The organism is Pedobacter sp. GR22-6 (assembly GCF_037402555.1).
Taxonomy (GTDB): domain Bacteria; phylum Bacteroidota; class Bacteroidia; order Sphingobacteriales; family Sphingobacteriaceae; genus Pedobacter.
Genome location: NZ_JBBEUC010000004.1, coordinates 358,947 through 371,595 on the forward strand (window position 1 = coordinate 358,947; position 12,649 = coordinate 371,595).

Here is a 12,649-nt window from a genome sequence, read left to right on the forward strand (position 1 = left end):
CATTGGGAGGGTTAAGTCTGAAGACTTAACCTAATTATAGAAGACTAAACCCAATCATAAAAAGGCTCAGTCTGAAGACTGAGCCTATATAAACTTAAATCTAATGATTAGTAAGAGCCTGAGTAATGTTTTAAAGCTGCTTACCAAGCACTTCATCAAGCTTGGCTAAGAGGTCATTTCCACGCAGGTTTTTGGCAATGATAATTCCCTGGGGATCGATCAGGAAACTTTGTGGAATAGCCGCTACCCCATAGGCAAGTGCTACTTCATTCTTTCTGCCTTTTAAGTCGCACAGCAATGTCCAATCGAATTTATTTTCCTTGATCGCATTCAACCAAAGGCTTTTATTGTCGTCCAGGGATACACCTACAATCTCGAAGTTTTTTGCTTTGAAGCGGTCGTAGGCTTTATGCAGAAAGGGATATTCCATTCGGCAGGGTCCGCACCAACTGGCCCAAAAATCAATCAGGACATATTTCCCTTTAAAGTCGGATAAAGAGACCAGCTTACCTTTGTCGTCGACCTGGCTAAAGTTGATTGCAGGAGCACCAATGGCAAACTTTTGGGCAAGAAACAGCCGTTCGGCCAATACCTTTCCGGCGGGAGACTCCTTAAGGCGCGGGCTGATCGCTTCAAACAGTTCTGAAAATTCTTTAGGCTGATCGATCACTATTCCGTTTTGGGCAACCAGATCGAATGAAAAATAGGAATCCGAATGGGCCTTGACGAAATCTTTGAGCACCTGCCTTCCTACTACTCCACGGGCATAAAGCAAACGCTTGAACGAAGCCGCGGAATCTTCCGGCAAAGTTCCCAACTGGGAACGCCAGATTTTCACCACCGAATCCATAACCTTGTCCTGCATACTGGTAAAAGCCAGGAAATCACTTTGTGATGGCCCACCGGCTATTGTGGCCTTCGTTAAACCCGGGCCACTGATCTCCGTCAGTCCCGGATCGATCATCAGGTTTGCCCAACCCAGGGATTCCATCACCTGTCCAAGCTTCGGGGCATCCGCCTTTGCGGCATCTAGCGGGGCTAAATACAGATTGCCTTTAACGGGGGCCGATATTGTTCCTGCAAACTTGAACTTACCCTTGTCAGTCACCGTTGAATCCCTAAAATGCTTGCCCTGGTCGCTATAAGCAAGAAAAACTTTCATCGGCGATTTAAGTGCAGTGAGGTTGCCTTTAATCGTAAACTTTTGCTGTGCGCTCAGCGTATTGCAGAAGGACAGCATTACTGCCATATATAGAATTGTCTTTTTCATCATCAAATTAATTATAGCCTAAGTTTTGGGTTAAATTGCGGTTAAGGGTCCTTTGGCCCTCTGGTATCGGATACAATGCTGCATCAGCTTTCCATCCGGGCTTCTGTGCGCCCAGCACTGTGTTGATCCTGGAGGTTCTTTTCAAATCCAGCCAGCGGTGTCCCCATTCATTATTGAGCTCAATCCTGCGCTCTTTTTCCACTGCCAGCAACAGTTGGTTTTTATCGTTGCTGGTCAGGGCACCCAGAGTGGCACGGTCACGGATGGCAAAAAGATCTTCCCTGGCACCGGCAAAATTATTTTGCTGAACCCTTGCCTCTGCCCTGATCAAAAATTGCTCTGCCAGCCGCAGCAGCGTATAGTATTCTGAATTGGCCCCTGCCACCAAACTCTTGTATTTGTAAGGGTAAAAATAGGTCTGCCCATTATATACTGTACTGGCGGTCCAGGCCTCTTTCCGGGCATCACCGGCCTCAAAACTGTTGTTCAAAGCCGTAGTGGTCACGTATTGAGGAACTTTGGAAACCGGATTGGGAAGTACAGTATTCGCGTACCAGGTATAGCCGGTCAGATCATTATACAACTGAAAAATGGCTTCTTTACTGGTTGGGGCAAAAACGTTGTTCAGGTTTTTATTGAGCTCGAAAAGACTGGCATTTGAAATCAGGCTGGTCGATTGTGCCTCTGCTGCAGGCCAATCGCCCAGGTAGAGGTAAACCCTGGCCAGCATGGCTGTTGCCGCCCATTTATTGACCCTTGTTCTGGCTCCGCCGGAAATGGAATAGTCGGCAGGGAGATTGGCCTGGGCGAACTTAAAGTCTTCCAGCATCTGGGTGTAGACCGCAGCGGCCGGGCTCCTTGGTAAGCTGGCATTCTTCACTGCATCTGTAGAAACTACCAGGGGCACATCGCCAAATAAATTAACCAGGTAAAAATAGCAATAGGATCTGATGAAACGTGCTTCTGCCGTGGCCTGGTTTTTAAATCTGTCTGAAAATCCCGTTCCGGTGGCAACACCTTCCAGCAATGAGTTGGCCACATAAATGGTAGCATAGGAGTTGGACCAGATACTGCTGATGTTCCCGTCATTGGAAAGGATGGCATTGTTCGTGAAATTGTCGAAATTATTACCTACGTACTGCAGCTCATCGGCGCTAAAGCCAGGCAGCGTAGCCAGGCTCAATCTATATGGACCAGACTGAATTGCAAAAGTGCTGTATACACCGCTGATGGTACCCTGTACTGTGGCCGAGTCTGTAAACACACTGCTGGTAAGCAACTGTGTGGTAGAGGGGTTGATTTCAATCAGCTTTTTGCAAGCTGAGAAGCAGAGCAGCAGCAGAATGCCTGCTGTGCTGAATGATATTTTTAGTAAATCTTGTTTTCTCATGATAAGCTGTTATAAAGTGAACTTGATGCCGCTTACTACCATTTTTAGTGTAGGAATAGTAGTCCCCAATGTCTCAGGATCCAGGCCTTTGTATTTCGTGAAAGTCAGCAGGTTTTGTCCGTGTACGTAGACCTGCATTCCAGAAAGTTTGAGTGCCCTGGTAATGGAAGCCGGAAAAACATAGGACAGTGCCACGTTTTTAAGGCGCAGGAAGGAGGCGCTTTCAATGGCAGCATCAGAACCCGCATAATAAAAATAAGAATTCAGGGCCTGGGAACCAGAAGTGGCAGAATATTTCAATGGGATATCTAGCATGCTCACAGGTATGTTGCTGGCCCGGCCGGGATAAGTGAAAAATGACAGGTCGCCCCTTTGCGCAGTCCGGCTGGTGAACTGAAACAGGATGTCCAATTGCAGACCTTTATAGCTCAGGGTATTGCTAAACCCGCCATAGAACTTTGGATCTGAACTGCCTGATACGATCTGGTCGCCATTGAGCCCTCCAGTGATCTGTCCGTCACCATTGATGTCCTGTGCTGTAGGAATACCATTCACAATACCTGTCGAATGGTAGACTGTGCGCAAATTCAATGATTTCCCTTCTACATAGGTATTGGCATAGCTTGAGTTTTTGAGGTCAGGGAAGGAAAGGAGTTTGTTTCGGGGAATCGTAAAATTGAAAGACGAACGCCAAACGACTGCATCGGTCTGGATGTTGGTGGTAGAAAGCTCAAATTCGACTCCTTTATTTTGAACGACAGCGGGAATATTGCCACTGACCTGATTAAAGCCTGTTTGCGCGGGCAGGGGTTTGCTGGCGAGCAGGTCGCTGGAACGGTTGCTGTAATAGTTTCCTGAGATAAATATCCTGTCTTTAAAAAATCCCAGCTCCAGGGCCACATCCAACTTTTTGGTCACTTCCCATTTTAGATAAGGGTTTAAAATCCGGGAGGGCGTCAAGCTGGAAACGGGGCCATAGGCCTGACCGGCGAAATACGTACTTAAATAAGCATAATCGACCAGTGACTTGTCACTTCCTATAGCGCCATAACTGGCCCTCAATTTACCGAAACTTAAAAACGAAAACTGCTCAGTGATCAATTGCTCCTTCGAAAAGATCCATCCCAGGGCGGCACTCCCGAAAGTTCCGAAAGGCTCCTGGTCGCCAAATCTGGAGGACCCATCTCTTCTGACATTGCCACTGAATAGATATTTTCCGTCCCAGTCGTATTCTACACGGGCGAATCCGGAGTCATATTTATAATCGGTGTAACCCGAAGATTTGGCCAGTAAGGTAAGTGCACTTAAGCTGGTGGCCAGCTGTTTATTGGCAAAGGTACCGATTAGAAAGTAGGGCTGTACAGACTGGGTTTGCTGCCAGCTTCCACCCATCAGGGCATTGAGTTTTCCCCTGCCCCAGCTTTTCATGTAGGTGATTTGCGGCTCGGCAATGAGCGTTTTCACATAATTATTACTCAGGTTTGAAGTCTGCTGGAAATTGGTTAGCGGATTGAAAGCTTCGGCAGGTGAAATGGTAGAAGCAAACACATTGTTGTGGTTGTAACCGAGGTCCGCCTTCAGTGTAAGGCCAGGCAGAATATGGTATCTGAAAGCTGCACTGCTGATGAAATTGGTAGATTTTAAACTGCTGGTGGAGTTGAAGGCTGCCAGCGGGCTGGTAAATCCGGGGCCAAAATAAAGTGTACCATTCGGATTGTATAGCGGGTAATTGGGTGGCAGGGCGTAATTTTGATTGGACAAGCTGTAGTTTGGTATTGCATTGTTGTCCATATTATAACTCACTGAAACCGAAGCGGTGAATTTATTGTCTAAACTCTTATGCTGCATATTGCTATGGAACTGGAAGGCCTCATCGGCGGTTGAAGCCCTGAGTACCGTAGATTCCCTGCGGTAATTTCCCCCAAATAAAAACTGATTGGCGACATCTCCGCCGGATACATGGAAGGCCGCTTTGGTCTGATGCGCAGTGCGGCCGGTCAGGAGCTCCGGATAATTGGTATATGCCGACTGGTCCCAGGTCTGTAGATCCGGTGCATTGGCCGCTGTGGGCACTACATTATCATTGGCAAAAGCCTGGCGCCTAATGTCCAGGTATTGTTCGGTGCCCAGCATTTCCAGTTTATTGGTCACGGTACTAAATCCAGTATTCACATCTACATTGACACTTGTTTTTCCTGGCCGGCCTTTTTTGGTGGTGATTAGGATTACCCCATTCGCTCCCCTGGATCCGTAGATGGCTGTAGCATCTGCATCTTTAAGCACGCTAATGCTTTCAATTTCGTCAGGACTGATGTTGTTCAGGGGGCTGAAACCAAGGATTCCGAATCCTCCTGCTGTTTGTTCAACAGGCTTATCTCCAAAAGGGATTCCATCTACGATATAAAGCGGCGTACTGGCATTGAAGCCAAGACTCGTCTGGCCCCTGATGGAAGCAGAATAAGTGGCCCCGGCATATCCTGCACTCTGGGAAATGAACAACCCCGGCGTTCTGCCTGCGAGGGTGAGGATCGGATTGGATATGGGTTGCTTTACAATATCCTCGGCACTTACCGAACTGATTGAGCCCGTAGCCAGGCGCTTACTGGAGGTTCCGTAAGCAACTACCATGACCTCATCTAACTTTGAATTACTGATTTCCAGGATGACATTGCCCATATCAGCCTGAGCGTTTAGCTCCCGGGTCAGAAAGCCAACCGATCTAAAAACAACTACCGACTGTTCATCTACATTTCTCAATGAAAAATAGCCTGTAGCATTGCTGTACACAGATTGATTGGAGCCTTTGACAAAAATGGTAACCCCCTGCAGGGGCAGTCCATCCTTGTTCAAAACCCTTCCTGACACCTGTATATTGTTGAACAAATTGCTCAATCTATCCAGTAAACTCGTTTGCTTTGGCGTAACAATAACCGTTTTTTCGGCCAGTTCAAAGCTCAGCGGCTGGTTTGCAAAGATCTGCTCCAAGGCTTGTTTGAGACTGGCATTCTTCAGGTCAATGGTGATTTTATTGCTTGCAGAAATCATCTGGTCGCTGTAAAAGAAATCATATCCTGTCTGTTTCCGGATTTCTGTAAATATACGGGCTAAGGAGGCATTTTTATGCTTTAGTGTTACACTCTGTCCGTAAGAGCTCGCGCTCACCTGTAAAATGGCAGTGCTGAGTAAAACTATGATTAAACGCATAATCAATAGAATTTTAGATGGGATGCCAAACCGCGGCATACCTAGGTTAAAAGCATTTATTTTCATACTTTTGATGGTCTGGGTTAATACGTGAATAGTCGTAAAATTATTTTTTTCCGGTTTCCGGAAAGGGTTAACTCAAACATGTGCCGTGCTTCGATTCGCACTCGGAGCGCGGTTTTTTCTTTGAGTTACCTGCGGGATGTTTGCCCTTACTCTAGTAAAATTTTCTTCATGTGCTGGGTTTGTTTTTGGGTCAGTTGATATTTAGGTGAACGATATTCTTTATTTCATTACAGTAACTTGTCTGCCTTCAATCTTAAACCTGAGCTGGCCGGTAGTTTGCATGATATCCAGTACTTCGGATATTCGTTTTTGCCTGGTTACGGTTCCGCTGAAGGTCTGGTTTTGATCGACACCCTCCTGGTACAGCACCTTAACATCGTACCAGCGGGCAATTTTCCTCATAATTGAAGACAAGGCTTCCGTTTCAAACTCGAAGTCTCCCCTTTGCCAATCTATTGCCTTTTGGGCATCTACCTGTCTTACTGTAACGTTATTTTTTGTGCTGCTGGCCTGCTGTCCAGGAACCAGCGTAACCTGATCTCTTCTTGAGCCAGCCTCATGACTGATCCGCACACTGCCTTCCAGTAAGGTGGTTTCAACTGTCGCTTCATTTTCATAACTGTTGATGTTAAAATGTGTCCCCAGTACCTCCACCTTTTGATTCCCGGCACTGACGATAAATGGCTGTCCCTCTTTTTTACTGACCTGGAAATAGCCTTCTCCGGAAAGCGAAACCATTCTGGATCCTTTTGGATCAAAGGAACCTGGAAATGAAATGGAAGATGCAGCGTTCAGCCAGACAATGGTTCCATCGGGCAAAGTAAATTTGTAGCTCTGCCCCATCGAGGTGCTGGCAGTGAAGGTTTGTCCCTTTTCAGTTGAGCCCAACAATTGATCGGCTGTAGCATCTACCGCAGAACCGTCGAGGTATTCCAGACCGTGGCTTAAAATTGCCACTCCCTGTTGTGCGCCGCTTAAAGTGACCCGCTTCCCGCCGGGAAGTGTAAGCTGCGCTCCATTCTTACCAGCTGGAAGATCTATGGAGCCCTGGGCAATCTCAACCGTGGCAGTGGGATTGCTTCGAAAAACAAAAAACACAGCAGCGGTGAGCAGGATGAACAATACGGCTGCAGCAGCCAAAATCCGCTGTTGCAGGGCAGGGTTATTTTTTGGCTGGGCGGCCTGCTTCGCATGTATCGGTAACCTGGAGAATACCTCTGCTTTGGCATCGGTAAAAAGCTGTTCATCTACCGGCAAGCCTTCCGCGTTCCAGTCCAGGTACCATTGCTCAAGCAGTTGGCGCTCCTGTTCAGAACAGGTACCGGAAAGGTATTTTAACAATAAAGGTTGGAAATCCTGGTTACGCATACGTTAGGCATTTTAGGCCACTTTCCTTCATAGACAATCCAAACAGATGCAGGGGGTAGATAAAAATTAAATTAGATACAAAGAAAGTCCAAGTTTCCCTCTAAGTATGCGCAGTGCATTTTTCACCTGGGTTTTCACTGTCAGCTCAGCTAAGCCCAGTCGCTCGGCAATTTCTTTGTGTGTCAAGCCTTCATTTCTGCTGAGCAGAAAAATTTCGCGCATCTTGTGAGGAAGTTCGCTGACCTCTTTTTCGATGAGGGCCGCCAACTGATTCTGCCGGATGAGGTGATCGGTCTGATTGATGCTGCTCAGGTTTAAATCCGGGATTCCCTTCATATATCCTGACTGCATCTTTTGTCTTGAAATGTAATTCAGCACACCATGTCGTGTGGCCGTGTAAAGGTAATGACTTGGATTTGTGATTCCTGCCAGGTTATCCCGTTTGTTCCATAAGGCCGTGAAAAGATCCTGCACCAGATCCTTGGCCGCTTCCGGATCTTTCAAACGCTTCAGGGCATGTAAGAACAGCAAATCAAAATACCTGTTATAAATCTCAGTATAGGCATTTACATCGCCCAGACTGATCTGGCTAAATAAATGAATATCAACAGAAGTGCTAGAAGTTGCCATTGATGCTGCTGCTGGTTATTTCCCCCTGGCAAACATAAGAAATAAATTGTCTAGTTACCGGATCTTTGATCTCCTAGAACCTTTTACCGCCACTGATGCCAAAAAGTGGCAAAAACCCATGCCTGTTGATGACCGGGCTGAAATTGATCCTCCATGAAAAATCCTTTGTGGTGTAATACCTGTAACCGAAATTTGGAATGATGTTAACTGGCGCGCTGGCTCTGGGTTTGTAACCTTCTTCATACTTTTTGAGTATCCCCATGGTCACATCGGCCCTGGTGTAAGTTCCTCCGAAGCCAACATTCAGAAATGCATGCTTGCTGCCGATATTGATGATGTAGTTTAGTCCGACAGGAACAGTCAGATAAGTTTTAGGATCTGATCCGTAAGCCCCTAAACCTGCACGGAATTCAAGCGCAGGGTTATTGAACAGTGTTCTTGAATAGTTTATGGATCCCAGAAGACCATTGCCACCCAGTTCGAGGAAGATTTCACTTTTTTTGTCCTGGTCTTGTGCGGACACCGTTTGCTGAAATGAGAAGAGACAGATAATGAAGAGACAGAAGCGCATTGAGTTTGGTTTGGTTATGTCAAATATGCTCATTTTAAACAAAGTAATAGAAAAATTATTTAGGTAATGATGCAGGTCTGAAGGCATATAGTGGTTAACTGTGGTCTAAGTCTGAAGACTCAGACCAGGATAGGAATCTAATTTTTCTGGAAATAATCCTACATTTGGTGCATACCAAATAATTTGTGTGATGACGGAATACCATTTTCTAAAAAGATTTTCGGCGCTATTTTGCCTGCTGATGACATCCTTTTTCGCTGTTAATGCGCAAGTAGTTACCCTGGACAATTATTTCAACCGGGAGACGCGAAAAAGCAAGATTACAGGTACAAATGAACCTTTTCACTACCTCTGGGAGGATAAGAGCGATTCCGGATTTTCCAAATTTGGGGCTGCATTTACGGAACAGGGTGCTGTATTAAATACGTTAACGAAAGCACCATCTGCGGAAAATCTAAAAGGCAGTTCGGTGTATATCATTGTAGACCCTGATACCAAAAAAGAGAACCCGAATCCAAATTACATCGGCAAAGCGGACATTGTTGCGATCGACAATTGGGTTAAGAAAGGTGGTGTGCTGCTGCTCATGGCCAATGATAGTGCCAATGCAGAACTGCTGCACTTTAATGAACTAGCGGCCCGGTTTGGGATGCATTTCAACGATGATCTTCAAAACCATGTGATCAATGATAAGTACCTGGAGGAGGGTGCAGTGATCATCAAGGAAAATCCTTTGTTGCCTACTGCGGGCAAGATCTTCATGAAAGACATTGCTTCCATTACTGTAAAAAGTCCGGCAAAGGCCGCATTAATAAAAAATGGCAACATCCTCATCGCCACTGCAAAATATGGCAAAGGTACAGTGCTGGCCGTTGGGGATCCCTGGCTATATAACGAATACGTGAATGGGAGGCTTCCGGCTGGTTTTGAAAATGACAAAGCGGCGAAAGACCTCGCTGCATGGCTATTGAAACAAATCGACAAAAGATTGAACAAAATATAAGTTCGCCATGCTGTTACTTTGAGCTACGATTAGCCAAATATTAACAGAAACATATGTATAAAAAATTACTTGCATTTTTATTGCTATTGCCCTGTGAACGTTTAGTGGAGATACACCCACCAAAGACCACAAATTAGCACCTTTTCATCAAAAAACAACCTTATAAATAACATTAAGACCAGAATAGCTCAATTTCAGCTCATCTTCTATCGGATTTTTGTCATTTACTTACCCATATTCTTAAAAGGTGTAAGATTTTCACAAAAAATCCGCAACAATAACCTGCATTTATATAAATTAGAGGCCTATGCACCGTTCGATCTATCTAATTTACATATTGCTTGTTGCCGGTTTAGTCTATATTACTGTGATGCCCGTAGTTCAGGTTGGGGATAAACACCACCAGTCCGGAATTGGTTCTTACCTGGTTGATGGTGAAGCGCTGCCAGAAGAGCACATAGTAGGTAAGGCCAGGATGAACCCCAATATTACGGAGAAAGACGAATACAATACCAGTGTTGGGACATTGATCTTTGATCCTAAAGCAAGAACAAACTGGCACAGTCACCGCACGGGGGAGATTCTTGTGGTTGTAGAAGGAAAAGGTTATTACCAGGAAAAGGGGAAGTCTCCTATCCTCGTTCAAAAAGGAGATATTGTGAGAATTCCAAAAAATGTGGAGCATTGGTATGGGGCATCCAAAGATCAAAAAATACGCTACATCGACATTGTCCCGAACTTAAACAACGACAAGCTGGGCTGGCAGAAGCCGGTAAGTGCAAAGGAATATGAGCTTGCCAGTAAGAACCTGGACGAATGATGTGAAGAAAGCTCAATGGCCAATTAAATTCTTTTTAGAATGAAATGACCTTCCAGTACGCTTTCTTAGGTTCCAGATTAATATCGAATAACAAAGGATAGTTCTTCCGTCCGCGAACCGGAAAATTATCCAGCCAACTATGACGATCAGATAAGTTCCAAAACGTGATCCCGGTAAGCGAAGACTTTTGTTCACGGAAAACCTGGAATAGTTTAGCGTATTGCTCCAGTTGTCGCTCTTCCTGCATGGGAGTAAATCCACTAGCTGTGCCATCAGGTTGTGGTGCAGGCATTTTATTGTCCGTATAGATCGATACATCCAGCTCAGTTACCTGAACTTTCAGTCCTAACGATGCATATTGCTCAATCGAAGTTTTAAGTAATTCCTGAGAGGGATCTTTGACAGACCAGTGCCCTTGTAAACCAATGGCCTGAACGGGCACACCTGAATCGACCAACTTCTTCAGCAACTGGAATATCCTGGTTCTCTTTCCGGGATGTTCGGTATTGTAATCATTGTAAAACAGGATGGCCTTTGGATCGGCCTCATGAGCATATTCAAAAGCTTTGGCGATGAAATCTTCGCCGCAGATCTGGTACCAGAGGGAATTGCGGAGCAACTGTTCGGGATCATCTGAAACAGCTTCATTGACCACATCCCATGCATAAATTTTCCCTTTGTAACGACCGACAACTGCATGTATATGTGCCTTCAGGCGCGCAAGCAGCAACGTTTTACTTACCAATTTCCCTGCCTGGTCATAAAACATCCATTTGGGTGCCTGATTGTGCCAGCATAAAGTATGTCCCCTCACCCTCATTCCGTTTTCGACGGCAAAATTCACGATTGCATCAGCTCCGGACCAGTCATAACGGTGCTCTTCAGGATGGATAGGCTCCATCTTCATCGCGTTCTCTGCAGTAAGGCTGTTGAAGTGTTTCAGAATGAGCAACCTTTGCGCTGAATCCTGCAATTGACGAGGTGTAACTGCCACTCCTACCGGGAAATAGCTTTTGTAATAATCTTTGAGTCCCTTGCTGTCGTCCTGATGTTGACCAAGGAGTTTTAGCGGAAGTAATGCTGCAAAAAGTGCTGTTATAAAAATTCCAATATTTTTCAATGATATCATATTGAGGAGCTTGAGATCATTCAAATATGCAATTTAATTTGGATAATGGCTACAGGCGGCTTCCTGTAGCCATTTTTATTCCCATTTAGAATAGCTTGCTTAGTTTGTCTTCCAAAGCGTAACCCCTCAGGTTGGTCGCTACGATCTTGCCGTTGGAATCGACCAGCACATTTTGCGGAATCATTTTGATCCTGTACAATACTGCTGCAGGTTCGTCAAAGCCCTTCAGCTGCGAAACATGCAACCAGGGCATGCCATCTTTTTTGATGGCTTCTTTCCAAAGCTCGGCTTTGGTATCCAGGGACACACTGAGAATGGTCAGGCCCTTTTGGCCATATTTCTCGTAAGCTTTCACAACGTTGGGGTTTTCGGCGCGACAAGGTGCGCACCAGCTGGCCCAGAAATCTATAAAAGTATATTTCGACTTGGGATAGACTTCGGAAAGCTTCAGTTTTTTTCCCTCCGGGGTTATGGACTCGAAGTCGTTCGCTTCCAAACCTGACCTTAGGTTCTTCACCAAAAGGATTTTTTCGCCCAGCGCTTTTCCTTCCGGGGATGCCTTCAAATCCTTACTCAGCTTCTGGTAATGTGGCATCATTTCATCATAAGAGATGGCCGCAGCAGCCAGGCTATTTAACAGTTTCAATGCAATATAGGAGTTGGGATTATCGTCGATGGCTTTAAACGTAGTGGCCCGCTCTTTTTTGGAAAGTGCATCGATCTGCTCCTTCAGTGCTTTACCTCTCGGGCCGTTTTTATCTTCTGGCGACAAGCCGCTGAGTTGAGTAGATAAACTGAACCTTCGGCTCATCAGACGGTCGACCGGATGCTGCATGCGCTGAAAATCCTCGGTATGCGGATGACCTTTCACCAGGGCATTCCTTAAGGAATCTTTGGTCCTGAAGGTCAGGTCTGCATCTGCCACATAGATACTGAGATTGTCCATAGGGACTTTATGGCCCGTACTCAGGTGAATGGTCTGACCTTCGGCATCTGCCAGCTTGAACTCCAAACGCCCGTTTTTCACCCTGGTGCTATCCAGTTTAAACTTTTTGAAATCGCCATACATGACGGTAACCCGCTGCCCCTCCATGGACTTGGGCAGCTCGCCTTTTAGGCTGATTGTTTTATTTTGCGCAAAGGCAAGCACCAGCAGAACAGCCAGTAATATTGCAAATTTGATGATTGTCATATTTGG

Annotated in this window: 10 protein-coding genes; 2 read left to right on the plus strand and 8 right to left on the minus strand. The window is 45.7% G+C overall.

Features of this window, described 5'->3' with window-relative positions; translation table 11 throughout:
- Positions 1–130: 130 nt before the first annotated feature.
- The 6 genes from WAE59_RS19670 to WAE59_RS19695 all read right to left on the minus strand — a co-directional run bounded on the left by WAE59_RS19670 (position 131) and on the right by WAE59_RS19695 (position 8,499).
- A complete protein-coding gene (locus tag WAE59_RS19670) occupies positions 131–1,273 on the minus strand; it encodes a TlpA disulfide reductase family protein (protein ID WP_337857693.1) in 1,143 nt (380 codons plus the stop codon).
- Between the two features lie 4 nt (positions 1,274–1,277).
- Positions 1,278–2,660: a RagB/SusD family nutrient uptake outer membrane protein gene (locus WAE59_RS19675; RefSeq protein ID WP_337857694.1), complete on the minus strand. Its 1,383-nt coding sequence runs from the start codon at positions 2,658–2,660 to the stop codon at positions 1,278–1,280.
- A 9-nt stretch (positions 2,661–2,669) separates the two neighbouring features.
- The gene (locus WAE59_RS19680; protein ID WP_337857695.1) at positions 2,670–5,864 is read right to left on the minus strand and encodes a SusC/RagA family TonB-linked outer membrane protein; all 3,195 of its coding nucleotides are present in this window, start codon (positions 5,862–5,864) and stop codon (positions 2,670–2,672) included.
- A gap of 285 nt (positions 5,865–6,149) precedes the next feature.
- Entirely contained in the window at positions 6,150–7,298 is a 1,149-nt protein-coding gene (locus WAE59_RS19685) for a FecR family protein (RefSeq protein WP_337857696.1), read from the minus strand.
- A 66-nt stretch (positions 7,299–7,364) separates the two neighbouring features.
- Entirely contained in the window at positions 7,365–7,928 is a 564-nt protein-coding gene (locus WAE59_RS19690) for an RNA polymerase sigma-70 factor (RefSeq protein WP_337857697.1), read from the minus strand.
- A gap of 73 nt (positions 7,929–8,001) precedes the next feature.
- Positions 8,002–8,499, minus strand: coding sequence for a hypothetical protein (locus tag WAE59_RS19695; RefSeq protein WP_337857698.1), 498 nt, complete (start codon positions 8,497–8,499; stop codon positions 8,002–8,004).
- Positions 8,500–8,689: 190 nt separating this feature from the next.
- Here WAE59_RS19695 and WAE59_RS19700 point away from each other — a divergent pair, with 190 nt between their 5' ends.
- Both WAE59_RS19700 and WAE59_RS19705 read left to right on the plus strand, forming a co-directional pair.
- The gene (locus WAE59_RS19700; protein ID WP_337857699.1) at positions 8,690–9,502 is read left to right on the plus strand and encodes a DUF4350 domain-containing protein; all 813 of its coding nucleotides are present in this window, start codon (positions 8,690–8,692) and stop codon (positions 9,500–9,502) included.
- 307 nt (positions 9,503–9,809) lie between these two features.
- Positions 9,810–10,322 (plus strand): cupin domain-containing protein, encoded by a 513-nt coding sequence (locus WAE59_RS19705; protein ID WP_337857700.1) that lies wholly within the window; start codon positions 9,810–9,812, stop codon positions 10,320–10,322.
- A 34-nt stretch (positions 10,323–10,356) separates the two neighbouring features.
- On the opposite strand, the gene WAE59_RS19710 is transcribed toward WAE59_RS19705, so the two are convergent.
- Both WAE59_RS19710 and WAE59_RS19715 read right to left on the minus strand, forming a co-directional pair.
- Positions 10,357–11,451, minus strand: coding sequence for an endo-1,4-beta-xylanase (locus WAE59_RS19710; protein ID WP_337857701.1), 1,095 nt, complete (start codon positions 11,449–11,451; stop codon positions 10,357–10,359).
- An 85-nt stretch (positions 11,452–11,536) separates the two neighbouring features.
- Positions 11,537–12,643 (minus strand): TlpA disulfide reductase family protein, encoded by a 1,107-nt coding sequence (locus tag WAE59_RS19715; RefSeq protein ID WP_337857702.1) that lies wholly within the window; start codon positions 12,641–12,643, stop codon positions 11,537–11,539.
- Between the last annotated feature and the right edge of the window lie 6 nt (positions 12,644–12,649).